Here is a 23,285-nt window from a genome sequence, read left to right on the forward strand (position 1 = left end):
GACTGAGGAGCGCAGCGAGCGTGCGCCCACCTCACGGCTGGGGCTTTGGAGGTGTTCACTGTCGATCCGTCAGCAGCGATTTATAACCGAGCGGCTGGGGCTTTAGCGGTGTTCTCCGTCGATCCGTTAGCGTTGATTTATAAATAGGCGATTGAGAATTCGGATCCGCTCACTCCAGAACCGTCGAGCACTTATAAACGATCGCGTCCGGAGAACGCGTGATCTTACTCCAGTACGATCAGCACGTCGCCCATGTCGACGCTGTCGCCCTCGCCGACGTGGACGCTCGTGACGGTGCCGCCGCGCTCGGCGACCACGTCGTTCTCCATCTTCATCGCCTCCAGAACGCAGACCACGTCGCCGGCGGCGACCTCGTCGCCCTCCGCGACGTCGACCGAGAGGATCGTCCCCTGCATCTCCGCGTCGATGGCCTCGCCGCCCTCCGCGACGTCAACGCCCGAATCGTCGCCCCCGTCGTCGGATTTCGCCTGTGGGGGCCGCTGCTGCCCGCCGCCCCCGCCGCTCCCGCTCTCCGGCACCGGAATCGCGGGCGCGCCGCGCTCCTCCAGTTCGACGTCGAAGCGCTTCCCGTTCACCTCGACGGTGAACTCGCGTTCGGTGACCTCCTCGTCGTCGCCGCCGCTCGACGACGATTCGGTCCCCCACTTCTCCTGCGCCTCGGTGACCAGCTCGCGGTCGAGCTCCTCGTCGAGGTACTTCGTCGTGTGCGTCCCGTCGACGAAGCGCTCGTCGTCGAGCATCAGTCGGTGGAACGGGACGATGGTGACGACGCCCTCCAGGTCGTACTCCGCGAGCGCGCGCTTCGAGCGGGCGAGACACTCCTCGCGGTCCGGGGCCCACACGATCAGCTTCGCGATCATCGAGTCGTAGTCGGTGACGAGCTCGTCGCCCTGCCGGAGCGCGTCGTCGACGCGGACGCCGATCCCGCCCGGCGGGTCGTACGTCTCCAGCGACCCCTCGTTGGCGGGCTGGAAGTCGTTTGCGGCGTTCTCGGCGTTGATCCGGAACTCGATCGCGTGGCCATCAAGCGCCACGTCGTCCTGCGAGACGGAGAGGCCCTCGCCGCTGGCGACCCGGAGCTGCTCTTTGACGATGTCGATCCCCGTCAGCTCCTCCGTGACGGTGTGTTCCACCTGAATACGCGTGTTCACTTCGAGGAAGTAGAACGGCGTGTCGGGGCCGAGCTGCTCCGACGGGTCGCGGTCGGGGTCCTCCTCGACGAGGAACTCGACCGTCCCGGCGTTGGTGTAGTCGGCAGCCGCGACGCCCCGGCGGGCGGCCTCGCCGATCTTCTCGCGCAGCTCGTCGGAGAGCGCGGGGGAGGGGCCCTCCTCGATCACCTTCTGGTGGCGGCGCTGGAGCGAGCAGTCGCGCTCGCCGAGGTGGACGACGTCGCTCTCGGTCACCGAGCCGTCCGGATCGTCCGCGACGATCTGGACCTCGACGTGGCGGGGGGTCTGGAGGTACCGCTCGAGGTACACCGAGTCGTTCGAGAAGTACGCCTCACCCTCGCGCTTGGCGGATTCGAGCGCCTCCTCCGCCTCCTCGGCGCTCTCGACGACCTTCATCCCGCGGCCGCCGCCGCCACCCTCCGCCTTGATCGCGACGGGGTAGCCGTGCTCGTCGCCGAACTCGGTCACCGCGTCGACCTCGGTCACCGGCTCCGTCGTCCCGGGGACGATCGGCACGTCGGCGTCGTCCATCACGCGGCGCGCGTGGGTCTTCTCGCCGAGCCGTTCCATCGCGTCGCTTTCGGGGCCGACCCACGTGATCCCGTCGGCGGCCTCGACGCGGGCCGCGAAGTCGGCGTTCTCTGCGAGGAAGCCGTACCCGGGGTGTATCGCGTCGGCGCCGGCCGAGCGCGCCGCCTCGACGACCGCCTCGCCGTCGAGGTACGAGTCGGCCGCGCGTGCGGGCCCGACGTTGTACGCCTCGTCCGCGTACCGGACGTGACCGCCGTGCTTGTCGGCGTCGCTGTAGACGGCGACGGTGTCAACGCCCAGCTCCGCACAGGCGCGCATCACCCGGACCGCGATCTCGCCGCGGTTCGCCACGAGAACCTTATCGAACATTCCTGTCGGTTCTTCCACGAACTGCTACCAAACTCTGTCGGTCCGTACCGAGACGAGAACTCGGTCCGCGCCGAGGCGAGAACTCGGTCCGCGCCGAGGCGAGAACTCGGTCCGCGCCGAGGCGAGAACTCGGTCCGCGCCGAGGCGAGAACTCGGTCCGCGCCGAGGCGAGAACTCGGTCCGCGCCGAGGCGAGAACTCGGTCCGCGCCGAGGCGAGAACTCGGTCCGCGCCGAGGCGAGAACTCGGCCCGTCCGGGACGGTTAAGGGGGTCGCGGGCGCCACGATGAGATATGCTCGACGCGGGAAACCCGTACGTGCTGCCCTCGGTGCTGGTCGGCGCCGCCGTCTACCTCGGCCTCACGGTCGCGACCGACGCGTCACTTCTGGTTCGAGTCGGCGCGCTCGTCGTCCTCGTGGGCGTCGTCCCGGTCGTCCTCAACCGACTGCTGGGTAACCGGAGCGGACCGACGAGCCTCGGTGACGGCGACGAGTCGCCCGCCGCGACCGCGGGGGAGGACGCCGGCGACGAGGGGACGCGCTGAGCGAGCGGCCGCGGGAGAGGGTACCAAGGCATCCGCGAGAGACGTTACCACAGGTATATATGTCAGCGGACGTGTCTCCGGACGCGCCCTGCGGCAGGGCCGGGTCGACGGCGCGACGGTTCGACGCCGCGCTGTCGGGGGAATGTACGCGGCCGGACGTCTCCGCGTCCGGCGGCTCGGTTCGACGTATCGACTACGCGACTAGCGACGGGTGAGTCGACCAAACCAGAAAAACCAGCGCGACGCGGCTGCGGAGATCTGCGCGTCGTGCCCGCGGCTCAGAACCGGTCGCTGCGCGCGGCCGCGGTCCACGGGTCCGCGGGCGCGTCGGCGGGGACGCGCACCCGACGGCGGTGGAGTCGGCCGATCCGGTCGGTGAGCCCCCAGCGGTCCTCCTCGCGCCCGTCGTCCGCGTCGCTCGCGGCGGCCGCGGCGGCGAGTTCGCCGTCCCGGAGGTGCGCGGCGACCGCGGCGGCGATGGCGGCCGCCTCGTCGTCGCCGGCGTCGTCGGGGATCGAGAGGCCGGCGAGCGAGATCCCTTCCTCGGCGGTCGTCCCGGAATCGGCCGGCTCGTCGTCGACCGCCATCAGATCGGGATGTTGCCGTGCTTCTTCGCGGGCTGGTCCGAGCTCTTCCCTTTCAGCATCTTCAGGTCCTGGATGAGGCGCGCGCGCGTCTCGGTCGGTTCGATGACGTCGTCGACGAAGCCGCGGTCCGCGGCGGTGTAGGGGTTCGCGAACTCCTCGCGGTACTCGTCGATGAGCTCCTGTCTGCGCGCGTCGGGGTCGTCGGCCTCGGCCAGCTCCTCGCGGTAGAGGACGTTGACCGCGCCCTTCGGCCCCATCACCGCGATCTCCGAGGTGGGCCACGCGTAGTTGACGTCGCCGCCGATGTGCTTCGACGACATCACGCAGTAGGCGCCGCCGTACGCCTTCCGGGTGATGACGGTCAGGAGGGGAACGGTCGCCTCGGAGAAGGCGTACAAAAGCTTCGCGCCGTGGCGGATGATCCCGTTGTGCTCCTGGTCCGTGCCGGGCATGAAGCCGGGCACGTCCTCGAAGGTGAGGATGGGGATGTTGAACGCGTCACAGAAGCGGACGAAGCGCGCGCCCTTCTGGCTCGCCTCGATGTCGAGCGTGCCGGCGTTCACGCGGGGGTTGTTCGCGACGATCCCCACCGAGTGGCCGTCGAGGCGGGCGAAGCCGACGACGATGTTCTTCGCGAAGTTCTCGTGGACCTCGAAGAAGGAGCCCTCGTCGGCCACGCTGCCGATCACGTCCTTCATGTCGTACGGCTTCCGGGGCGCGTCGGGGACGATCTCCGCGAGCTCGTCGTCCGCGCGCTCCGGATCGTCCCACGGCTCGACCCGCGGCGGGTCCTCCACGTTGTTCGCGGGGAGGTACGACAGCAGGCGCGCGATGTTGTCGAGCGCGTCCTCCTCGCTCTCCTCCGCGAAGTGCGCGACGCCGGAGGTCGAGGAGTGAGTGACCGCGCCGCCCAGCTCCTCGAAGCTCACCTCCTCGCCGGTGACCGTCTCGATGACGTCCGGCCCGGTGATGAACATGTGCGAGGTGTCTTTCACCATGAACGTGAAGTCCGTGATGGCGGGCGAGTACACCGCGCCGCCGGCACAGGGGCCCATGATCGCCGAGATCTGGGGGATCACGCCCGAGGCCTCCGTGTTGCGCCGGAAGATCTCCGCGAAGCCGCCGAGCGAGGCGACCCCCTCCTGGATCCGGGCGCCCGCGGAGTCGTTGAGGCCGACGACGGGCGCGCCAACGTCCATCGCCTTGTCCATCACCTTGCACACCTTCTCGGCGAACACCTCGCCGAGCGACCCGCCGAAGACGGTGAAGTCGTGCGCGAACACGAACGTCTTCCGGCCGTTCACCTCACCGTAGCCAGTCACCACGCCGTCGCCCGGGATCTGCTGTTCCTCCATCCCGAACGTGTGGTTGCGGTGGGTGCGGAACCGGTCGAACTCGTGGAAGGTTCCGTCGTCGAGGAAGTAGTCGATCCGCTCGCGGGCGGTCATCTTCCCCTTGTCGTGTTGCGACTGGATCCGTTCTTCGCCCCCGCCCTTCGCCGCGCGCTCGCGGCGCTCCCGGAGGTCCTCGATACGGTCGTCCATCGTCACAGCGGACCACCCTGCGTCATTACCTCGTGCGTCGGCGAGCGCCGTCAAAAGGGTTCCCCTATCCGACGTTTTGGCGTTCGACGCCCGTCGAATGGCGGGCCGGAGAACCGCCGGCCGGAGGAGGAACCGCGCTCGACGGCGTGACCGCCGCGGAGCGGCCCTGCCTCCGGTTCACACGGGGAAGGGCGGTTCGACGCTTTTAAACCTCCGATGGACCACTCTCCGATGAGACAGGCTTCGCCTGTTTCACTGACCCGTAGGAGCGACCTGCGTACTACGGAGGTGAAAATGGCAGACACAATACAAGAGGCCGTAACCCTCGCACTCGACGATGCGCCCGAGCGGAACTTCCGCGAGACCGTGGACATCGCGATCAACCTGCGAGACCTCGACCTCAACGATCCGTCGAACCGTATCGACGAGTCCGTCGTGCTGCCGGCTGGAACGGGGCAGGAGACACAGATCGTCGTCTTCGCGGAGGGCGAAACCGCCGTCCGCGCAGAGGAAGTTGCTGACGAAGTGCTTGACAGCGACGACCTCGAAGACTTAGGAGACGACGACGACCGCGCAAAGGACCTCGCCGACGAGACCGACTTCTTCGTCGCGGAGGCCAACCTGATGCAGGACATCGGTCGGTACCTCGGTACCGTCCTCGGTCCGCGCGGGAAGATGCCTACCCCACTGCAGCCGGACGACGACATCGTCGAGACCGTCAACCGGATGAAGAACACGGTGCAGCTCCGGTCGCGCGACCGGCGCACGTTCCACACCCGCGTCGGCGCCGAGGACATGGGCGCCGACGCGATCTCGGACAACATCGACGTCATCATCCGGCGGCTCGAAGCGAACCTCGAGAAGGGCCCGCTCAACATCGACGGGATCTACGTGAAGACCACGATGGGTCCCGCGAAGGAGGTGCCCGTATGAGCTCGGTCCGCAAGACCGAGACGATCCCGGAGTGGAAACGCGAGGAGGTCGCCGAACTCGTCGAGTTCATCGACTCCTACCAGTCCGTCGGGATCGTCGGCGTGGCCGGCATCCCGAGCCGGCAGCTCCAGGCCATGCGCCGGGAGCTCCACGGCTCGGCCGCGGTCCGCATGAGCCGCAACACGCTCACGAACCGGGCGCTCGAGGAGGTCGACGACGGCGTCGAGGAGCTGACGGAGTACGTCAGCGGCCAGGTGGCGCTCGTCGGCACCAACGACAACCCGTTCGGCCTCTTCAAGCAGCTCGAAGCCTCGAAGACCCCCGCCCCGATCAACGAGGGCGAGGTGGCCCCCAACGACATCGTGATCCCCGAGGGCGACACCGGCGTCGACCCGGGGCCGTTCGTCGGCGAGCTCCAGACCGTGGGCGCGGCCGCCCGCATTCAGGACGGCTCGATCAAGGTCACCGAGGACTCGACCGTGCTGGAGGAGGGCGAGGTCGTCGACAACGACCTCGCGAACGTCCTCGTCGAGCTCGGCATCGAGCCCAAGGAGGTCGGCCTCGACTTACGCGCCGTCTACTCCGAGGGCGTGCTGTTCGAGCCCGACGAGCTCGAACTCGACGTCGACGAGTACCGCGCGGACATCCAGTCCGCCGCGGCCGCCGCGCGCAACCTCTCCGTCAACGCCGCGTACCCGACGGCCGCCACCGCCGGCACCCTTCTCGCGAAGGGGTCCGGCGAGGCGAAGTCCGTCGGCCTGTTCGCGGAGATCGAGAGCCCGGACGTCGTGCCCGACCTGATCGGGAAGGCCGACGCCCAGCTGCGCGCGCTCGCGACCCAGATCGACGACGAGGAGGCGCTCCCCGAGGAGCTCCAGGGCGTCGAGGCCGCGCCGGCGGCGGAGCCGGCGGCCGACGACGCCGACGAGGAGGAACAGGCGGACGAAGACACGGAAGACGCCGAGACGGCCGACACCGACGACGACGCCGACGACGACGACGGCGACGACGGCGGGGAAGGACTCGGCGCGATGTTCGGATAACACGAGGTACACACCAATGGAATACGTTTACGCTGCGCTCATCCTGAACGAGACTGGCGAAGAGATCAACGAAGACAACGTCACCGGCGTGCTGGAAGCCGCCGGCGTCGACGTCGAGGAGTCCCGCGTCAAGGCGCTCGTCGCCGCGCTGGAGGACGTCGACATCGAGGAGGCCATCGAGACGGCCGCCGCGGCCCCGGCCGCCGGCGCGTCCGCGGGCGGCTCCGCGGACGCCGCCGCCGACGAGGCGGACGACGACGACGATGACGACGACGAGGACGAGGCCGCCGACGAGGCGGACGACGACGACGAGGAGGAGGGCGACGGCGGCGAAGGGCTCGGCGAGCTCTTCGGCTGAGCCGGCGCGCGACTCCCCGACGCAGACCCCGTCGACCGATCACCGATTTTTCGCGACGCGTCAGTATCCGGAGTGATAACGCCGTCCGCGATTTTATATATCGATCGCAGAAACGGGGAGGCGATGAAGATCGTCGACGGCGACAAGGCGGAGTGCGACCGGTGCGAGTCGGTGTTCCCGCTCGCGGACGTCTCCCTGCTGGAGAAGGAGACCAACCGCGACTACGAGCGGGTGCTGTGCGAGGAGTGTCTGAAGATCGTCGGCGTGCCGCAGGGGTACACCCTGCGGCGGGACATCACGCACCTGGCGACGTGAGCGGCCGGCGGGCGGGGCGCTCATCGAAGTCCTTTTTTAGCGGCGACGGGAAGCCGCACTCATGGAAATCGACGCGGAGCTCCGTCGGCAGATCACGGTCTCGCTGGCGGCGGCCGCGATGTTCATCGTCGGGCTGATCGCCATCGGGGTCACCTTCGGCGGGTCGACGGTCCTCCCGGAGGCGGGGGCGATCGCGCTTGTCGCGCTGTTGGCCGGGTTCGTCCTCCTCATGGCCGGGGTCGGGACGTACCTGATGCGCGCGAAAGACGAGTCGTAAGCCGCCCAGGCCGTCGCCGCTCTTTTCGGTCGTCTTCCGCGTCCGACACGCGGCGTTTACGCTTCCTCCGCCCCGGCAGTCTCGCGCCCGTCCCCTCAGTCTTCCTCCGCCTCGGCAGCCTCGCGTCCGTCCCGCCAGTCGGTCACGTCGTCGGCGGCGGCCACCCGCTTCTCGTAGTACGAGAGGGGGTCGGCCGCCACCTGCATGTGGTCGTCCTCATTGTGGCAGATCCCGTAGTTCGCGAGCGTCTCGCAGGTGGGCGGGGGATACTGGGTTCCCCGATCGTCGGTCAGGTACTCGGTCTGGTAGCGGATCCCCTCGGCGTCGAGGCTCGTGTCCGCGCAGAAGGCGACGACCTCGTCGGGCGTCATGCCGATGCCGACGAGGAACGCCATCAGCGCGAACGACTCGGCCGCGGAGAGCGCGGCGTCGCGCTCGGCCTTCTCGATCAGGTTCGTCATACACGGGGGGAACAGCGCGGGGGCGACGACGTCCGGCGGCTCGGCGTACGTCCGCTCGGAGAGCAGCCGCCGGAGGTCGGCGACGCGCGACTCTAACGCTTCAGCGATCTCCTCGTCGGCGCCCAGTTCGAAGGGGAGCCCCTCGGCGACCCGCGCCTCGACGGCGGCCTCCAGCGCCGAGAGCAGCTCCTCGCGGGAGACGCGCACCGCGCCGTTGGCGAGCGCGCGGTTGACGAGCCGCCACGAGTCGCCCCACTCGGGCGAGGTGAGCCGGAGGTACGGGCCGACGTCGATCCGGTAGTGGTCGGGGTCGCGTCCGGAACCGCTCCCGGTGGGACCACCTCCGGTCGCGCCGCTCGCCGTCCCGCTTCCCGCCGTCCCGCTTCCCGCCGTCCCGCCTCCCGCGCCGCCGCGGACGCCGGCCGGCGCGGTCGCGTCGGGGCGCACGGCGTCCGCGAGGTCGAACTCGGCGAGCAGGTCGTCGAGCGAGACCGTCGCGGACGACACCGACCGCAGCTCGTCGTCGGTCTCGAGGTCGCGGCGGACCCGCTCCATGGCGGTCGCCGCCTCCGCGGCGGCGTACTTCTCGATAGCGGGCTCGGAGTCGAGCAGCGAGACGAGAATCCGCGCGATGGGGTACGAGAGCAGCTCCGCCTGCGTGTCGGCCGCCGACTCGCCGGGGAACTCGCCGCTCTCGGCGGCGACGGTCCCCTCGAGGAGGGCGCGCTCGACGCGCTCGCGGGCGCGGTCGACGGCCGGGGCGTCGGCCGCGACGAGCTCCGGCAGCGACACCGCGGCCTCGGCGACCGCCTCGCGGGCGCTCGCGAAGAACGGGTACTTGGCGTCGAGCGCGTCCATGTCGGCCCGAGGTAGTGAGGGCCGGCGAATAAGCGGTGCGGTCCGCGGTCGGTCGGGCCGGCGAGGGACGAGAGCCGGCCGGCGACGGCTCCTCGACGGCTACTCGTCCGTCTCCTCGACGGCCGCGCCCGGCGCGTTCGACTTGACGCTGCGGAGCCCCTGTTTTGCCTTCTGTTTCGAGGCGTACCCCTGTCCGCCGTCGGCGATGATGTTGCCGTTCTCGTGGACGAGTCGCCAGCGGTACTCGTCCGCCTTGTCGCGGTACAGCTCGAACGTCGCGTCGCTGCCCCCCTCGTCAGGGGCCTCCTCGTCGCGGGAGACGTCGACGACGTGCGCGCCCGGCGCGTTCCGCTGGACGCTCTCGATCCCGGACTTCGCGTCGCGCTTGTCGGCGTAGCCCTCGCTGCCGTCGGCGATGATGTTGCCGTTGTCGTGGCGGAGCCGCCAGCGGAACTGGTCGGCGCTGTCGGCGTACAGCTCGAAGGTGGCCTTGCTCGCGGCCGCGTCCTCGTCGACCGCGGCCGCCTCGTCTGGCCACTCCATCTCGATCTCGAAGTGGACCGTCCCGTCCTCGCGTTCGAGTTCGACCTCGACGTCGCCCGTCGCACCCGCGTCGACGGTCACCGTGCCGGCGTCGTCGACCGGGACCGGTTCGCCGCGCCCCAGCGCCCGGGCGATCCGGCGGAGGTACGTGGCCAGTCCCTGTCGGGTCCGCGACCGCTTTGACTCGTGGATGATCTCGTCTGACATCAGCGAAACGGTCTCGCGCTCGAAACAAAAGCGTATGGCCCGACTCGGTCGGGTCGGTCGCGCGGCGGCGAGCTTCCCTTCCACCGTGCGACGGAGAGCTCAGCTCCCGTTGCGCGACCGCTCCGCGTCGGCGTCCGACGGCTCCGCGTCGTCGTCCGGCCGCTCCGCGATGATCGTCTCGCCCGCGCGCACGCTGTCGCCCTCGGCGACCAGCAGGTCTTCGCGGGTCACGGCCGCGGGCAACACCACGTCGGCGCGGGAGCCGAACGAGACGTGGCCGACGCGGTCGCCGCGCTCGACGCGGTCGCCCGCCTCGACGGACGGGTGGATCCGCCGGGCGAACCAGCCCGCGATGACGAGCAGCTCGTACTCGCCGAAGTCGATCGCGACCTGCTCGTTGCGGTCCGACTCCTTGTCGAACGCCGGGCGGTTCGCGCCGGGGCGGTGACGCACCTCGCGGACCTCGCCCGCGAGCGGCGCGCGGTTGACGTGGACGTCGGTGACGTTCATGAACACGCCGACGCGGAGCCGCGAGCCCTCCTCGCGCACCACGGAGACGGTGCCATCGGCCGGGGAGACGACCGTCTCCTCGCCCGTCGGCGGGTCGCGCTCAGGGTCGCGGTGGAACCAGAGGACCCCAAGCGCGAGCGCGACGAGCGCGGCGCCGACCGGCGGGGCGACGGGCAGCGCGACGGCACCGGCGAGCGCCGGGACGAGCGCCAAGTCCCACGCCGCGTCGACGACCGGGAACGGGAGGAGCCGCGAGAGCGGCGGGCTCCGGCTCACGGCGCCACCTCCGCGTCCCGCAGTTCGGGCGACAGCTCTGTCCGGCCCGCCGCCCACGCCGCGAGCAGGTGGACGAGGTGGGTCGTGTCGTGGAGCCCGTCGGACATGTCGAGGTCGGCCTCGCCCGCGAGCGCGTGGAGCCGCGCGAGGTCGTCGCCGCCGTACTCGGAGCCGGCGCGGGCGACGCGGAGCGTCTCGCGGAGCAGCTCCTGCCCGTCGTACCCCTCGTCGAGGAGGTCGTCGAGGGTCGAGCGCGCGTCCTTCAGGTCGCCGCTCCGGGCGTCGGCGAGCGCCTCGCGGAGCGCGTCGTCGTCGCCGACCTCGCCCAGCGTCTCGTAGGCGGTCGACATGGTGATCTCGTCGCCCTCGACCGCGGTCGCCTGCGCCGAGAGGATCGCCTCGCGGAGGTCGCCGCCGGCCGCGCTGGCGACGAACTCCAGCCCGTCGGCGTCGTACTCGACGCCCTCGCGGTCGCAGATCGTCTCGAGGACGTCGATCGTCTCGTCGGTCGTCGGCGAGCGCACGCGGACCGGGAAGCAGCGCGACCGGATCGGGGCGATGAGCTTCGAGGGCTGGCGGGTCGCGATCACGAACTGGGTGGTCCGGTGGTGCTTCTCCATCACGCGACGCAGCGCCTGCTGGAAGTCCTCGCGGATCGCCTCCGCGTTGTCCAAGAGGATCGTCTTGTACTCGCCGGACATCGGCGCGTACGACGCGGACTCCTTCAGCACGCGGTTTATCATGTCGCGTTTTGCCATGCTGCTCCGCCCCGCGAGGAACCCCTCGAAGCGCGGGTCGGTCCGGATCTCCTTTTTCGTTCGGCCGAAGAAGTCGGCGACGTTGATCTCGATCAGGTCGGCGTCCGGGTCGGCGTGCGAGGCGTCGGCGAGCGCCCGCGCCGCCGCGGTTTTGCCGACCCCCGGCGGCCCCTGAACGACGAGGTTCATCGGCTCGTCGACGGCCCGGCGCAGGCGGTCGCGGGCCTCGTCCTGCCGGATCTCGTCGAGGTCGGGCGCGTGCGTGTCTATCCACAGCGGTCCGTCCATGCCGTGTGGGTCCGGTCCGGGCGCTCAAGAATCGGTCGGTCGGCGCGCCGAGACGGCGAGCCACCCCCGGGATCGGCAGGAAGTGCACATCCCGAGCCGGTCGCGACCGCGGCCATTTCGTTACGATCGCCCCCCTGTAAATCGTTTAGAAATGGGGTGTCGACGGGAGCCCGATAGCCGAGGTTACTCTCGTAAAACCGGTTAGAAATGCTATCCACCGTTCTCATCCGTTCTGAGTTTTTAATAGTATTTTGAGTAAATGAACATCAATCGTTAAGTACAGGCCTGCCGAATTTGCGAACACATGTCACGTGACAACAGTGCCGATTCGGAGAGTGGACTCACCCGTCGCCACTACGTTGCCGGCGCCGGGAGCCTCGCAACCGTGGGGATCGCCGGCTGTTCCGGCGGTGACGGCGGCGACGGTGGCGACGGCGGTGACGGCGGTGACCCCGTCGAAGTACTACACGGCTGGACCGGCGGGGACGGCGCCGCGGCGGCCGACGCGCTCGAGGAGGCGTTCAACGAGGCGCACTCCGACACGGGCCTCAACATGAACGCCATCGGCGGCGGCGGCAACCAGAACCTCGACGCCGTGGTCGCGAACCGGCTCCAGAGCGACGACCCGCCGGGGTCGTTCGCCGGGTGGCCCGGTCCGAACCTCGAGCGCTACGAGGGCGTCCTCGGCAGCGTCGACGACGTCTGGGAGGAGAACGGCTTCGAGGACGCGATGGTCGAGGAGGCCGTCGAACTCCACCAGCAGGGCGGCAGCTACCGGGCCGTGCCGCTCGGTTCCCACCGGCTGAACTGCCTCTTCTACAACGTCTCGGTCGTCGAGGACGCGGGCGTCGACGTCGACTCGCTCGACAGCCCCGCGGCGTTCATCGACGCGTTGGAGACGGTCTCGACCGAGACCGACGCGATCCCGATGACCCACGCGATGGCGGGCACCTGGACGACGACCCAGCTGTGGGGCGCGGTGATGCTGGGCGAGAACGGCTACCAGCCGTACATGGACTTCCTCGAGGGCAACGGCGACGAGGAGGCCGTCCGGTCGGCGTTCGAGACGACCGCGGAGATGCTGGAGAACTACATCAGCGACGACGCGTCCTCGATCGCGTTGACCGAGTCGAACCAGAACATCATCAACGGCGACGCAGCCTTCATCCATCAGGGCAACTGGGCGGCCGGCGCGTTCCGGAACGCCGAGGACTTCGACTACGATGACGACTGGGGCTTCAAGACGTTCCCCGGCACGGAGGGGATGTACACGCTCCACTTCGACTCGTTCATCTACCCGGCCGAAAACCCGACGCCCGAGGCTTCGAAGACCTGGGAGGCGTTCGTCGGCAGCCCCGAAGCGCAGATCGCGTTCAACCAGTACAAGGGCTCGATCCCGACCCGCACCGACGTGAGCATGGAGGAGTTCGGTCCGTACCTCCAGGAGACGGCCGAGGACTTCGCGAACGCGGAGTACCGGCCGCCGAACCTCCAGCACGGGCTCGGCGTCCCCTCCGAGACGATGACGGAGCTCAACGACGTCATCTCCTCGGAGTTCACCGGCCCGTACAACGTCGACGCGGCGACGACGGGCTTCCTGGACGCGGTGTCGAACTGAGCACGACCAGATGCTCGATTTTTACCGTCGATTGTACCGGACGATCAGGCCCTCCTCGGGGGACGACGGGGACGAGGTCCGCGCCGACGGGGGCGTCGTGAGCGACGGCCCCACCGCCGACCCGCCGACGGAGCCGGACAGAGACGCGACGACGCGCCTCAAAGCGGCCCTAGACCGGCGGTTCGGGAGCGACTTCATGGAGTCGTCGATATTCTGGCTCCCCCCGTTCCTGCTGATGGGCCTGTTCGTCTACGGTGCGGTCATCTGGAACCTCCTCATCTCGCTGACCGACTACCAGCGCTTCGAGAACGCCCCGGACTACTCGGACCTCGACTTCGAGATGTACACCCGGGCGCTCGCGGACTCCGGGTTCATCGACGCCGCGGTCAACACGCTCATCCTGCTCATCCTGTTCACGGCGGGAACGCTCGTCGTCGGCCTCCTGCTGGCCATCCTGATCGACAGGGGGATCCGGTTCGAGAACTCGTTCCGGACGATCTACCTCCTGCCGATGAGCCTCTCGTTCGTGGTCACGGCCCAGTTCTGGCTGTGGATCTACAACTACAACAACGGGATCGCCAACAACGTCATCGGGACGTTCGGCCTCGGGCCGGTGAGCTGGCTCGGCAATCAGGACATCGTCCTCTACGCGATCATCTTCGCGTTGATGTGGCAGTTCTCGGGGTACGCGATGGTCGTGTACCTCGCGGGCCTGCGCGCGATTCCGAGGGAGCACTACGAGGCGGCCAAGGTCGACGGCGCGTCGACCCTGAAAATGTACTGGCGCGTGATCATTCCCCAGCTGAAGGGCGCGACCATCAGCGCCGCCGTCGTGCTGATGGTGTTCGGCATGAAGGCGTTCGACTTCCTCTACTCGCTGACGGGGGGGTACCGGCCGCCGAACGGCGCCGACATCCTCGCGACGAAGATGGTGCGCGAGGCGTACGCGAACCTCAACTGGGCGTACGGGGCGGCGATCGCGATCGTCCTGTTCGGGATGGCGCTCGCCGTCATCGGCCCGTACCTCGTCTACGAATACCGGAGGGATAACCTATGAGCGACACAGAACCTCGAACCGACGGCGGCGCGACGAAGACGGCGCGACTGCGCCGGACCCTCGACCAGATGACGGCTGAGGACGCCGGCCTGTACGTCGTCTTGCTCTTCGCGGCGGCGTTCTACCTCGTCCCGATCGAGTCCGGACTGGTGACGTCGTTCAAGACCGGCACCGCGATCATCGAGACGGCGCCGTTCGCGCCGCCGGGACCGTCCGGATTCACCTTCGAGAAGTGGCAGACGGCGATCGACGCCCTGCTTCGCGGGATGGGGAACAGCCTGCTGTACGCCGTGCCCGCGACGGTCATCTCGGCGGTCGTCGGGAGCGTTACGGCGTACGGGCTGACGATCCCGACCTGGAAGAAGTCGTACAAGGCGGTGGTGCTAATGTTGATCATCGCCGGGATCTTCATCCCGTACCAGGCCGTGCTGGTGCCGCTGACCCAGTTCTGGTCGCAGTGGGCCCAGCTCGACCAGGTGTTGTCGTTCGTCTGGGCGCTCGGCGTCTCGAACGACTACGCCGGCATCGTCGAGCTGGTGATCACCCACGTCGCCTACGGGATCCCGATCTGTACGCTCCTGTTCCGGACGTACTACAAGACGATGAGCGAGGAGATGATCGAGTCGGCCCGCCTCGACGGGGCGACGCTCCGTCGGGTGTACCGCCGGATCGTCCTCCCGCTGTCGGGCCCGATGTTCGCCGTCGTCCTCATCTATCAGTTCACCCAGATCTGGAACGACCTCCTGTTCACGCTGGTGCTCGTCTCGACGGAGTCGAGCCCCGCGGCGCCCGTCGTGTTGATCTTAGCGGGCCTCGGGACCTCGCTGGAGGGGCAGGACTTCGCGCTCCGGATGGCCGGGGCGTTCTTCGCGGCGCTGCCGACGCTGGCGGTGTACATCTTCTTCGGCGAGGAGTTCGCCGAGGGGGTGGCGGCGTGACCCGAACGTCGACATCGGCCGGCGGCAGCCGTCGCCCGGAACGACGGCGGCCAGACTGCGAGGCGGCGCGGCGCGCGAACGACCACACGACACCGACCACAACACAAAGACATGGCAACGCTTGAACTCGACTCGATAACGAAGACGTTCCAGGACGGAGACGAGGAGATCGTCGCGGTCGACGACGTCTCGATGTCGATCGACGACGGCGAGTTCCTCGTCGTCGTCGGTCCCTCCGGCTGCGGGAAGTCCACGACGCTCCGGATGATCGCCGGCTTGGAGACGATCACCGCCGGCACGCTCAGCATCGACAACCGCGTCGTCAACGACGTGAAATCACAGGACCGGGACATCGCGATGGTGTTCCAGTCGTACGCGCTCTACCCGCACATGAGCGTCCGACAGAACATGTCGTTCGGGCTGGAGGAGTCGACGGACCTCCCGGACGACGAGATCAACCAGATGGTCTCGGAGACGGGCGAGATGCTCGGCATCTCGAACCTGCTCGACCGGAAGCCGAGCGACCTCTCCGGCGGCCAACAGCAGCGCGTCGCGCTCGGCCGCGCCATCGTCCGCGACCCCGAGGTGTTCCTGATGGACGAGCCGCTCAGTAACCTCGACGCGAAGCTCCGCGCGGAGATGCGAACCGAGCTCCAGCGGCTCCAGAACGACCTCGGCGTGACGACGGTGTACGTCACCCACGACCAGACGGAAGCGATGACGATGGGCGACCGGATCGCCATCCTCGACGGCGGCGAGCTCCAGCAGATCGCGACGCCGCTGGAGTGTTACCACGAGCCGGCCAACCAGTTCGTCGCGAGCTTCCTCGGCGAGCCGTCGATGAACTTCTTCGACGTGACACTGGAGGGCGACCGGCTGGTGAGCGACGTCTTCGAGTACCCGATCGATGCGGACGTCCGGGCGGACCTCGGCGACGCGACCGACCTCGTCTTCGGGATCCGCCCCGAGGCCGTCGAGCTCGTCGACGAGGCCGGCGACCACGAGTTCGAGACCATCGTCGACGTCGTCGAGCCGATGGGCGACGAGAACACGGTGTACCTCCACTTCGACCCCGACGTCGACCCCGAGAACGCGTCGACGCTCGTCGCGACGATAGACGGGTTCAACCAGGTCAGCGAGGGCAACACGGTGACCGCGCGGATCCCGGAGGACGCGATCCACCTCTTCGACCGGAGCACGGGCGAGGCGCTCCACAACCGGTCGATGAAGGACGCGGCCGACCAGATCGACCTCTGAACGGCGCGCGCCGTTGCGGGTTTTTTCGAAGCGTTCCCTCGCGCCGACTCACCAGTACTTCGTCCGGTCGACGCCGTCGGCGAGCAGCGCCGCGGCGGCGACGTGGGCGTACGCGCTCCAGCTGAGGGCGAGCAGCGCCGCGACGCTCCGGGTTGCCGTCGCCGCGAGCGCGGTCCACGCGACGACGACGAGGACCGTCGCGCCGACCCACGCGAGGAAGTAGGAGCTGGAGGCGGTCCCAGTGAGCGCCTCCCGGCGGAGGCCGGCGCGGAGCCCCTCGCGGACGCTCACGGCGGCCGCCGACGGGAAGAGGTACGCGCAGACGACGGTGACGAGCAGCGCGACGGTCGAGAGCGTCGCGAGCCCCACGCCGCTCAGCGCGCTCGGGACCCGCCCGGCCGCGACGACGTAGCCGACGCCGGCGACGGTGACGACCGCCGGGGAGAGGTAGACGGCGGCGACGCCGGAGAGCCGCCCCGCGAGCCGCGCCGTCGTGCTCGTCGCGACGGGTGGAAATCCGTCGCCGGCGAGCACGCCGCCGACGAGGCCGAGGAAGACGGCGAGCGGGCCGACGGCGAGCAGGAGCGGCGCCGCGAGCGCCCAGTCGGGCCAGAGGCGGACCGCGATCCGGAGGAGGGCGCCGGCGACGAACAGCGCCGCGAGGCACGTCGCGGTGCCGTCCAGCCGCGCTCGGTCGGCGAACGGGTAACGGAGGGCTTCGAGGAACATCTCACGCACCCCGCGGCGGCCCGGCGGTCCCGCGCGTCCGCCGGCTGTCGGTCGGTTCGAACACGTTCGACCGCGTCGCCGCCGGTCCGCAAAACGGTGTCGGTCGCGCCCGCGGCGCGAGGCGCGGGGCGGTCACTCTCGGAGCCGCTCCATCTCGCGTCGGACCCCCTCGCGGACGCGGTCGGTGACGTCGCCGTCGCCCGGATCGGCGACCGTCTCGGCGTCTTCGGTCTCCAGCAGGCGGTCGAGCTTACGCTCGAACTCCCGCTCGTCGATGTCGCCGTTGGCGTACCGCTCGCGCAGGGCGTCGAGCGCGGGGTCGCCGGTCGCGTCCTCGCGCTCGTCGGGGTCGTCGTCCGGGACGGGCTTCGTCAGGGTGTGGAGGACGGGGAGGAGGATGACGAGGCCGAAGAACCACACGAGCGGGAGGGTCCACCAGAGGCCGGTGAGGAGCGGGGCGGCGACGCCGGCGCCGACGACGCAGAGCGCGAACACCCGCCGCCAGCGGTGGCGGAGGTTCCACGCGACCCGGTGGGCGAGTCCGGTCATGGTCGCAGCGACGCCTGCGAGGCGGAAAGCGGTTTCGTCGGCGGGGCACGGTGGTCCGCGGCGGGGCGCGGTGGTCCGCGGCGAGCCGCGGCGATCGTCACGCCCCCTCGCGGTCCTCGATCACCAGCCGGTCGCCCGCCTCGATGCCGTGGCGGTCGCTCCACCCGCGCGGCACTTCGAGGACGTACCGCCCGGTCCCCTCGTAGCGCGTGAGCGGCCGCGACTCCGGTTCGGCCTCGTGGATCGTCGTGACCGTCCCGTTTCCGTCGACGAAGACGATGTCGAGCGCGAACTCCATGTCGCGCATCACGTAGGCGCGCTCCGCGGAGTCGCCGTGGACGAACAGCATCCCCTCGCCGTTCTCGAGCTCGTCGGTCGCGGAGAGCCCGACGTACTGCTTCACGAAGCCGTCGGCGACTCGGGCCTCGACGGTCGCGAGCGACTCGCCCGTCTCCCCGTCGACGGCCTCGACCGTGGTCGTGTCGTAGCCGGTGATCAGGAGGGCCGGGTTCGCGGCAGCGACGGCGACTCCGAGGAGGGCGACGAGCGCGAGCGCGGCCGCGACCCCGACGAGGCGGCGGTTCACGGTCGGGGTTCGCGTCGCGGAAGGAAATCGTTTTCCGCTCTCGGCGGGTTCAAACGGGTGAGGGCTCGTGGTCTAGCTGGTTATGACGCGGCCTTTACAAGGCTGAGATCGGCGGTTCGAACCCGCCCGAGCCCATTTCTGGGACGAACGAAGTGAGTCACAGAAATGTCTGCGAGGGCGCGTTTCGAACCCTATCGGTCGCGCGCAGCGAGCGGAGCGAGCGAGCACGTCCGATTTCGGTTCGAACCCGCCCGAGCCCACTGTTGCTGTCGCGAGCAACTCCGCGAGCGACAGCAACGTGCGTGTTTGAGGGCGGGTTCGAATCAGGGAGCGGGAGGTGAGCGAGCGGAGCGAGCGAACGGGAGCGACCGAGGTTCGAACCCGCCCGAGCCCACTTCCTGCGGCGAGCAACTTCGCGAGCCGCAGGAACGGAGGGGCGTGGTTCGAACCCTATCGGTCGCGCGCAGCGAGCGAAGCGAGCGAGCACGTCCGATTTCGGTTCGAACCCGCCCGAGCCCACTTCCTGTGCCGAACGATTTCGCGAGCCGCAGGAACGGAGGGGTGTGGTTCGAACCCTATCGGTCGCGCGCAGCGAGCGAAGCGAGCGAGCACGTCCGATTTCGGTTCGAACCCGCCCGAGCCCACTTCCTGTGCCGAACGATTTCGCGAGCCGATTCCTTACAGATCGTCCGCGTCGAACTTTAACAGCCCGGCGAGCGGCGGCGCGAGCGTCCAGAAGACCAACATCGCGGCCGCCGACAGCTGCTGGTTCAGGGTGTCGCCGCTGAACAGCTGTCCGCCGAGGAACGCGTTCGACAGCGCCTCGACGGCGGTCGTCGGGTTCGAGACCCGGAGGAACACGTCGATCTGGGCCGCGGACACGGGCAGCGCGTCGATCACCGAACCGGCGGCCCCGACCAGCTGGCCGGTGAGGGGGCCCCACAGCAGGACGAAGAGGACGTATATCGCGACGCCGCCGATGAGCGCCCGGCGCTGCGTCGACGACGCGGCCGAGCAGCCCACGGAGATGGCGACGAACACGACGCCGAGCGCGGCCGCGAACACGGTGTAGCCGAGGAACGCGCCGGCGTTGAACGCGACCGGCGCAGCGATCAACACCAGCGCGGGCAGCAGGAAGCCGGCGAACACCGCGAGCGCGAGCGCCGCGCCGCGGCCGGCGACCTTCCCCAGGACTACGTCGGCCCGCGAGTGCGGCAGCGACAGGAGGAGCTTCAGCGAGCCGGACTCGCGCTCGCCGCTCACCGCGTTGTAGCCGACGACGACGCCGACGAGCGGGACGAGCGTTGTGACGAGGAAGCGTCCGACGAAGGCGCTCAACAGCAGTTCCGTGGCGAACTGCTCGCTCTGGCCGGTCGGCCGCACGGCGTACGCGAACGCCGCGACGAGCAGCGAGAACAGCACCACCAGGGCGATCATGCCGCGCGACTGGACCGTCTCCCGGAAGTCCTTCCGGGCGATGGCGGTGAGGCTCATCGGTCCACCTCCTCCGCCGCCGACTCGTCGTCGGCCGGCGGATCGGCGCCCGTCGTGCTATCGTTCGTCGCGTCGGCATCCGTCGCATCGGCATCTGTCACACCGTCGTCCGTCACATCGGCGTCCGCCGAATCGGCATCTGTCACGCCGTCGTCGGTCGCGGCGGAATCCGTCGAATCGGGGTCGGTCGCGGCCTCGGAACTCGCCGCGTCGCCCTCCGTGTACGCTAAGAAGAGGTCCTCCAGCGAGGCCTCGCGGGTGTGGAAGTCGGCGACCGCGACGCCGGCGTCCTCCAGCGCGGCGATGACGTCCGTCTTCGCGTCGCTGGCGCAGTTCACCACCAGTTCGTCGCCGTCGCGGGTGACGCCGGAGACGCCGGGGAGCGCGCGGACCGCCGCCACCGCGTCGTCGTCGGCGCCCGCAGCCGCGACCTCCAGCGTCTCCTCGCCGCCGACGGCCTCGCGGAGCCCCTCGACGGAGTCCTCGGCGACGAGCTCGCCGTCGCGGAGGATGCCGACGCGGTCGCAGACGGCGTCGACCTGTTCGAGGATGTGCGACGAGAAGAAGACGGTGGCGCCGCGCTCGGCCTCGGCGCGGACGATCTCGCGCATCTCCTTCGCGCCGGCCGGGTCGAGGCCGGAGGAGGGCTCGTCGAGGATCAGCAGGTCCGGCTCGCCGACGAGCGCCATCGCGAGGGCGAGCCGCTGGCGCATCCCCTTCGAGTACTCGCCGGCGGAGCGGTCGGCCGCGTCGGCGAGGCCGACGCGGTCGAGGAGCGCGTCCGGGTCGTCGTCCGCGTCCTTCGACTCCACGGCGAACTCGACGTGTTTCCGACCCGAAAGCCGATCGTACACCGAGAAGCCGTCGGGGAGCACGCCCGTCCGGCGCCGAATTTCGACCCCGTCGGTCGCGACGTCGGCGCCGAGGACGCGGACCGTCCCGGCGGTCGGGCGGACGAGGTCTAAGAGCATGTCGATCGTCGTGGACTTGCCCGCGCCGTTCGGCCCGAGGAACCCGTACACCTCGCCGTCTTCGACGGTGAGATCGAGGTCGCGAACGGCCGTGACCTCGGCGAACTCCTTGGTCACGCCCCGCAGCTCGATGGCGGTCATACCCTTCGGTTCCGGCGTGGCTTGATAAAGGGTTGCGGGTCCGGGCGAGCGTCGCCCGCTCGTCGCGGCGCTACTCGTCGTCGCCCGGCGGCCAGCCGACGCCACGCTCCGCGAGCAGGTCGGCGAACCCATCTTCGTCGACGACCGGCACGTCCTCGGCGGCCGCGTCGTCGCGCTTCGACTGCCCGGGGCTCTCGCCCGCGACGAGGTAGTCGGTGTTCCCGGAGACGCTCGACGTGGCGTTCGCGCCGCGCGCCTCGACGTGCGCCTGGGCCTCGCTCCGTGGGACGGACAGCGAGCCGGTGAACACGAAGGTGAGGCCGTCGAGCGCGTCGGTCGCTCCGTCGCCCGCGTCGGTCTCGAACGGCTCGGGGTCGACGCCGCGCTCGCGGAGCCCGTCGATCGCCGCGCGGTTCTCCTCGGTGTCGAGGAACGTCCGGATCGATTCGGCCACCTCGGGGCCGACGTCGTCGACCTCGCGGAGGGCGTCCTCGTCGGCGTCGAGAAGCGCGTCGAGCGTCCCGAAGTGCGCGGCGAGCGCGCGGGCGGTCGTCGCGCCCACGTCCGGGATCCCGAGCCCGGCGAGGAAGTCGTCGAGCGGCGGGTTCCGGGTCGCGTCGAGCTCGCGGATCAGGTTCTCGGCGCTCGTCTCGCCCCACCCCTCCAAGTCGGCGAGTTCCTCGGCGGTCAGGTCGTATAAATCTGGGAGCGACTCGACGAGGCCGGCCTCGCGGAGCTGTTCGACGCGCTCCGGGCCGAGCCCCTCCACGTCGAGCGCGTCGCGTCGCGCCCAGTGTTCGACCGCCCGATCGAGCTGCGCCGAGCAGCCGAGCCCGCCGGTGCAGAACGCGAGCGGCCCGTCGCGCTCGATTGCGGCCCCGCAGACGGGGCACTCGTCTGGGAACTGGTAGGTCCCCTCGCTGCGCTTCTCGACGACCTCCGGAACGTAGGGGATCACGTCGCCGGCGCGATAGATCCGGACGCGGTCGCCGACGTTGACGCCGATCGCCTCGATCTCGGCCGGGTTGTGGAGCGTCGCGCGCGAGACGGTGACGCCACCGACGTCGATGGGGGCGAGCTCCGCGACGGGCGTGAGTCGTCCGGTGCGTCCCACCTGGACCGTGACGCCCTCGACGGTCGTCGTCGCGGTCCGCGGCGGAAACTTGTGGGCGAACGCCCAGCGCGGCGCGCGCGACGTGCTTCCGAGCGCCTCGCGGTGCGTGAGGGCGTCGACCTTGATCACGACGCCGTCGACCGCGTAGTTCAGGTCGTCGCGGGCGGCGAGTATCTCGTCGCGGTAGTCGATCGCGGCCTCGATGTCGTCGACGATCGCCACCCGGTCGTTCCGGCGGAGGCCGAGCGACGCGAACGCGTCGAGCGCGTCGCGGTGGCGCGCTGGGCGCTCCGGGCCGTCGCCCGCCTCCCACGCGAGCACGTCGAAGAAGAAGACGTCGAGGGGGCGCTCGGCGACGACCGCGGGGTCGAGCTGGCGGAGCGTGCCGGCCGCGGCGTTGCGCGGGTTCGCGAACGGCTCCTCGCCGCGCTCGATCAGGGCCTCGTTGTACGCCTCGAAGGCGTCGCGGGGCATGTAGGCCTCGCCGCGGACCACGAGCCGGTCGGGGTGGTCGTCGCCGCGCAGGCGGCCGGGGACCGAACGGATCGTCCGGACCTGCTCGGTGACGTCGTCGCCCTCGCGGCCGTCGCCGCGGGTGGCCGCGCGGACGTACTCCCCGTCCTCGTAGATCACCTCGATCGAGAGGCCGTCGAACTTCGGCTCGCAGACGTACGCGAGGTCGGCCGGGTCGAAGCCGTCGAGGTCGCCGGCGTCGGCCGCGTCGGCCAGCCCTTCGCGGACGCGCTCGTCGAACTCGCGGACCGCCGCGGCGTCGGTGTCGTTGTCGATGGAGAGCATCGGCGCGACGTGCTCGACGGTCTCCAGCGCGTTGAGCGGTGCGCCGCCGATCTGGCGGGTCGGAGAGTTCTCGGTCGGGAGGTCGAACGCGGCTTCGAGTTCCTCCAGCCGGGCGAACAGCACGTCGTATTCCTCGTCCGAGACGAGGGGGTCGGCCTCGACGTAGTACCGGTGGTCGTGCTCGCGGACCGCCGCCCGGAGCAGTTCGGCCTGCTCGGCGGCCTCGTCCGCGGAGAGGTCGGCGACCGGGTCGAAGTCGGTCGGCGGGTCCTCGACGTAGGGGTTCTCGTCCGGGTCCGCGTGCCGGGCCGACGACCCGGATTGCGCGCTCGTCATCGACCGATCCTTGCGGCTACTCGGGTTAAAAGCGACCGTTCGACTCGCTCCGCGGCCGGGGACGCAGATCGGCGGCGGCGAGACAATTTATAAATGAACGCG

23 protein-coding genes and 1 tRNA gene are annotated in these 23,285 nt (G+C 69.8%); 11 read left to right on the forward strand and 13 right to left on the reverse strand.

Going from position 1 to position 23,285, the window contains the following annotated elements:
* Positions 1 to 224: 224 nt before the first annotated feature.
* The gene (locus ACOZ35_RS10765; protein WP_424013588.1) at positions 225 to 2,093 is read right to left on the reverse strand and encodes an acetyl-CoA carboxylase biotin carboxylase subunit; all 1,869 of its coding nucleotides are present in this window, start codon (positions 2,091 to 2,093) and stop codon (positions 225 to 227) included.
* 292 nt (positions 2,094 to 2,385) lie between these two features.
* Between ACOZ35_RS10765 and ACOZ35_RS10770 the strand changes: the two genes are divergently transcribed.
* Positions 2,386 to 2,637: a hypothetical protein gene (locus ACOZ35_RS10770; RefSeq protein ID WP_424013589.1), complete on the forward strand. Its 252-nt coding sequence runs from the start codon at positions 2,386 to 2,388 to the stop codon at positions 2,635 to 2,637.
* 278 nt (positions 2,638 to 2,915) lie between these two features.
* Here ACOZ35_RS10770 and ACOZ35_RS10775 read toward each other — a convergent pair whose 3' ends face one another.
* On the reverse strand, positions 2,916 to 3,224 hold the full coding sequence (locus tag ACOZ35_RS10775; RefSeq protein ID WP_424013590.1) for a hypothetical protein: 309 nt from the start codon (positions 3,222 to 3,224) through the stop codon (positions 2,916 to 2,918).
* Positions 3,224 to 4,768: an acyl-CoA carboxylase subunit beta gene (locus tag ACOZ35_RS10780; RefSeq protein ID WP_424013591.1), complete on the reverse strand. Its 1,545-nt coding sequence runs from the start codon at positions 4,766 to 4,768 to the stop codon at positions 3,224 to 3,226. The genes ACOZ35_RS10775 and ACOZ35_RS10780 overlap by 1 nt, the downstream gene beginning before the upstream one ends.
* 294 nt (positions 4,769 to 5,062) lie before the next feature.
* Here ACOZ35_RS10780 and ACOZ35_RS10785 point away from each other — a divergent pair, with 294 nt between their 5' ends.
* The 5 genes from ACOZ35_RS10785 (at position 5,063) to ACOZ35_RS10805 (ending at position 7,694) form a co-directional block, all read left to right on the forward strand.
* On the forward strand, positions 5,063 to 5,701 hold the full coding sequence (locus tag ACOZ35_RS10785) for a 50S ribosomal protein L1 (protein ID WP_424013592.1): 639 nt from the start codon (positions 5,063 to 5,065) through the stop codon (positions 5,699 to 5,701).
* Positions 5,698 to 6,744, forward strand: coding sequence for a 50S ribosomal protein L10 (locus tag ACOZ35_RS10790; RefSeq protein WP_424013593.1), 1,047 nt, complete (start codon positions 5,698 to 5,700; stop codon positions 6,742 to 6,744). The genes ACOZ35_RS10785 and ACOZ35_RS10790 overlap by 4 nt, the downstream gene beginning before the upstream one ends.
* A 16-nt stretch (positions 6,745 to 6,760) precedes the next feature.
* Positions 6,761 to 7,102 (forward strand): 50S ribosomal protein P1, encoded by a 342-nt coding sequence (gene rpl12p, locus ACOZ35_RS10795; RefSeq protein WP_424013594.1) that lies wholly within the window; start codon positions 6,761 to 6,763, stop codon positions 7,100 to 7,102.
* 123 nt (positions 7,103 to 7,225) lie between these two features.
* A complete protein-coding gene (locus ACOZ35_RS10800; RefSeq protein WP_424013595.1) occupies positions 7,226 to 7,417 on the forward strand; it encodes a hypothetical protein in 192 nt (63 codons plus the stop codon).
* Between the two features lie 61 nt (positions 7,418 to 7,478).
* Complete coding sequence (locus ACOZ35_RS10805; protein WP_424013596.1) at positions 7,479 to 7,694, forward strand: DUF7472 family protein; 216 nt, start codon at positions 7,479 to 7,481, stop codon at positions 7,692 to 7,694.
* Between the two features lie 95 nt (positions 7,695 to 7,789).
* Here ACOZ35_RS10805 and ACOZ35_RS10810 read toward each other — a convergent pair whose 3' ends face one another.
* The 4 genes from ACOZ35_RS10810 to ACOZ35_RS10825 form a co-directional block, all read right to left on the reverse strand.
* Positions 7,790 to 9,013, reverse strand: coding sequence for a DNA primase (locus tag ACOZ35_RS10810; protein ID WP_424013597.1), 1,224 nt, complete (start codon positions 9,011 to 9,013; stop codon positions 7,790 to 7,792).
* A gap of 99 nt (positions 9,014 to 9,112) precedes the next feature.
* Positions 9,113 to 9,763 carry an HVO_2922 family protein gene (locus ACOZ35_RS10815; protein ID WP_424013598.1) on the reverse strand — a complete coding sequence of 217 codons (651 nt, stop codon included), beginning with the start codon at positions 9,761 to 9,763 and terminating at the stop codon, positions 9,113 to 9,115.
* A gap of 99 nt (positions 9,764 to 9,862) precedes the next feature.
* Positions 9,863 to 10,549 (reverse strand): protein sorting system archaetidylserine decarboxylase, encoded by a 687-nt coding sequence (locus ACOZ35_RS10820; RefSeq protein ID WP_424013599.1) that lies wholly within the window; start codon positions 10,547 to 10,549, stop codon positions 9,863 to 9,865.
* A complete protein-coding gene (locus ACOZ35_RS10825; protein ID WP_424013600.1) occupies positions 10,546 to 11,595 on the reverse strand; it encodes an AAA family ATPase in 1,050 nt (349 codons plus the stop codon). The genes ACOZ35_RS10820 and ACOZ35_RS10825 overlap by 4 nt, the downstream gene beginning before the upstream one ends.
* A gap of 385 nt (positions 11,596 to 11,980) precedes the next feature.
* On the opposite strand from ACOZ35_RS10825, the gene ACOZ35_RS10830 reads away from it, so the two are divergent.
* The 4 genes from ACOZ35_RS10830 (at position 11,981) to ACOZ35_RS10845 (ending at position 16,465) form a co-directional block, all read left to right on the forward strand.
* Complete coding sequence (locus ACOZ35_RS10830; protein ID WP_424016060.1) at positions 11,981 to 13,213, forward strand: ABC transporter substrate-binding protein; 1,233 nt, start codon at positions 11,981 to 11,983, stop codon at positions 13,211 to 13,213.
* Positions 13,214 to 13,223: 10 nt separating this feature from the next.
* The gene (locus ACOZ35_RS10835) at positions 13,224 to 14,270 is read left to right on the forward strand and encodes a carbohydrate ABC transporter permease (protein WP_424013601.1); all 1,047 of its coding nucleotides are present in this window, start codon (positions 13,224 to 13,226) and stop codon (positions 14,268 to 14,270) included.
* Complete coding sequence (locus ACOZ35_RS10840; protein ID WP_424013602.1) at positions 14,267 to 15,208, forward strand: carbohydrate ABC transporter permease; 942 nt, start codon at positions 14,267 to 14,269, stop codon at positions 15,206 to 15,208. Before ACOZ35_RS10835 ends, ACOZ35_RS10840 begins: the two co-directional genes overlap by 4 nt.
* Before the next feature lie 111 nt (positions 15,209 to 15,319).
* On the forward strand, positions 15,320 to 16,465 hold the full coding sequence (locus ACOZ35_RS10845) for an ABC transporter ATP-binding protein (RefSeq protein WP_424013603.1): 1,146 nt from the start codon (positions 15,320 to 15,322) through the stop codon (positions 16,463 to 16,465).
* Positions 16,466 to 16,513: 48 nt separating this feature from the next.
* Here ACOZ35_RS10845 and ACOZ35_RS10850 read toward each other — a convergent pair whose 3' ends face one another.
* The 3 genes from ACOZ35_RS10850 to ACOZ35_RS10860 all read right to left on the reverse strand — a co-directional run bounded on the left by ACOZ35_RS10850 (position 16,514) and on the right by ACOZ35_RS10860 (position 18,329).
* Positions 16,514 to 17,194 (reverse strand): hypothetical protein, encoded by a 681-nt coding sequence (locus ACOZ35_RS10850; protein ID WP_424013604.1) that lies wholly within the window; start codon positions 17,192 to 17,194, stop codon positions 16,514 to 16,516.
* Positions 17,195 to 17,326: 132 nt separating this feature from the next.
* A complete protein-coding gene (locus tag ACOZ35_RS10855; protein WP_424013605.1) occupies positions 17,327 to 17,743 on the reverse strand; it encodes an SHOCT domain-containing protein in 417 nt (138 codons plus the stop codon).
* A gap of 97 nt (positions 17,744 to 17,840) precedes the next feature.
* Positions 17,841 to 18,329, reverse strand: a complete 489-nt coding sequence (locus ACOZ35_RS10860; RefSeq protein ID WP_424013606.1) for a DUF192 domain-containing protein — start codon at positions 18,327 to 18,329, stop codon at positions 17,841 to 17,843.
* A gap of 61 nt (positions 18,330 to 18,390) precedes the next feature.
* On the opposite strand from ACOZ35_RS10860, the gene ACOZ35_RS10865 reads away from it, so the two are divergent.
* A tRNA-Val gene (locus ACOZ35_RS10865) sits at positions 18,391 to 18,464 on the forward strand.
* A gap of 543 nt (positions 18,465 to 19,007) precedes the next feature.
* Here ACOZ35_RS10865 and ACOZ35_RS10870 read toward each other — a convergent pair.
* From ACOZ35_RS10870 to ligA, 3 genes are all read right to left on the reverse strand, one after another.
* Complete coding sequence (locus ACOZ35_RS10870) at positions 19,008 to 19,823, reverse strand: ABC transporter permease subunit (RefSeq protein ID WP_424013607.1); 816 nt, start codon at positions 19,821 to 19,823, stop codon at positions 19,008 to 19,010.
* Positions 19,820 to 20,935 carry an ATP-binding cassette domain-containing protein gene (locus ACOZ35_RS10875; RefSeq protein ID WP_424013608.1) on the reverse strand — a complete coding sequence of 372 codons (1,116 nt, stop codon included), beginning with the start codon at positions 20,933 to 20,935 and terminating at the stop codon, positions 19,820 to 19,822. The genes ACOZ35_RS10870 and ACOZ35_RS10875 overlap by 4 nt, the downstream gene beginning before the upstream one ends.
* Positions 20,936 to 21,005: 70 nt before the next feature.
* Positions 21,006 to 23,183, reverse strand: a complete 2,178-nt coding sequence (ligA, locus tag ACOZ35_RS10880) for an NAD-dependent DNA ligase LigA (RefSeq protein ID WP_424013609.1) — start codon at positions 23,181 to 23,183, stop codon at positions 21,006 to 21,008.
* Between the last annotated feature and the right edge of the window lie 102 nt (positions 23,184 to 23,285).

The sequence above is a fragment of the Halorubrum xinjiangense genome (genome assembly GCF_049604745.1).
In the GTDB taxonomy this organism is placed as follows: Archaea; Halobacteriota; Halobacteria; order Halobacteriales; family Haloferacaceae; genus Halorubrum; species Halorubrum xinjiangense_A.

Excerpts from the sequence above, each read along its gene's own strand:
- ACOZ35_RS10765 (WP_424013588.1), bottom strand. The coding sequence starts at position 2,093 with ATGTTCGATAAGGTTCTCGTGGCGAACCGCGGCGAGATCGCGGTCCGG.
- ACOZ35_RS10770 (WP_424013589.1), top strand. The coding sequence starts at position 2,386 with ATGCTCGACGCGGGAAACCCGTACGTGCTGCCCTCGGTGCTGGTCGGC.
- ACOZ35_RS10775 (WP_424013590.1), bottom strand. The coding sequence starts at position 3,224 with ATGGCGGTCGACGACGAGCCGGCCGATTCCGGGACGACCGCCGAGGAA.
- ACOZ35_RS10780 (WP_424013591.1), bottom strand. The coding sequence starts at position 4,768 with ATGGACGACCGTATCGAGGACCTCCGGGAGCGCCGCGAGCGCGCGGCG.
- ACOZ35_RS10785 (WP_424013592.1), top strand. The coding sequence starts at position 5,063 with ATGGCAGACACAATACAAGAGGCCGTAACCCTCGCACTCGACGATGCG.
- ACOZ35_RS10790 (WP_424013593.1), top strand. The coding sequence starts at position 5,698 with ATGAGCTCGGTCCGCAAGACCGAGACGATCCCGGAGTGGAAACGCGAG.
- rpl12p (WP_424013594.1), top strand. The coding sequence starts at position 6,761 with ATGGAATACGTTTACGCTGCGCTCATCCTGAACGAGACTGGCGAAGAG.
- ACOZ35_RS10800 (WP_424013595.1), top strand. The coding sequence starts at position 7,226 with ATGAAGATCGTCGACGGCGACAAGGCGGAGTGCGACCGGTGCGAGTCG.
- ACOZ35_RS10805 (WP_424013596.1), top strand. The coding sequence starts at position 7,479 with ATGGAAATCGACGCGGAGCTCCGTCGGCAGATCACGGTCTCGCTGGCG.
- ACOZ35_RS10810 (WP_424013597.1), bottom strand. The coding sequence starts at position 9,013 with ATGGACGCGCTCGACGCCAAGTACCCGTTCTTCGCGAGCGCCCGCGAG.
- ACOZ35_RS10815 (WP_424013598.1), bottom strand. The coding sequence starts at position 9,763 with ATGTCAGACGAGATCATCCACGAGTCAAAGCGGTCGCGGACCCGACAG.
- ACOZ35_RS10825 (WP_424013600.1), bottom strand. The coding sequence starts at position 11,595 with ATGGACGGACCGCTGTGGATAGACACGCACGCGCCCGACCTCGACGAG.
- ACOZ35_RS10835 (WP_424013601.1), top strand. The coding sequence starts at position 13,224 with ATGCTCGATTTTTACCGTCGATTGTACCGGACGATCAGGCCCTCCTCG.
- ACOZ35_RS10840 (WP_424013602.1), top strand. The coding sequence starts at position 14,267 with ATGAGCGACACAGAACCTCGAACCGACGGCGGCGCGACGAAGACGGCG.
- ACOZ35_RS10845 (WP_424013603.1), top strand. The coding sequence starts at position 15,320 with ATGGCAACGCTTGAACTCGACTCGATAACGAAGACGTTCCAGGACGGA.
- ACOZ35_RS10850 (WP_424013604.1), bottom strand. The coding sequence starts at position 17,194 with ATGTTCCTCGAAGCCCTCCGTTACCCGTTCGCCGACCGAGCGCGGCTG.
- ACOZ35_RS10855 (WP_424013605.1), bottom strand. The coding sequence starts at position 17,743 with ATGACCGGACTCGCCCACCGGGTCGCGTGGAACCTCCGCCACCGCTGG.
- ACOZ35_RS10870 (WP_424013607.1), bottom strand. The coding sequence starts at position 19,823 with ATGAGCCTCACCGCCATCGCCCGGAAGGACTTCCGGGAGACGGTCCAG.
- ACOZ35_RS10875 (WP_424013608.1), bottom strand. The coding sequence starts at position 20,935 with ATGACCGCCATCGAGCTGCGGGGCGTGACCAAGGAGTTCGCCGAGGTC.
- ligA (WP_424013609.1), bottom strand. The coding sequence starts at position 23,183 with ATGACGAGCGCGCAATCCGGGTCGTCGGCCCGGCACGCGGACCCGGAC.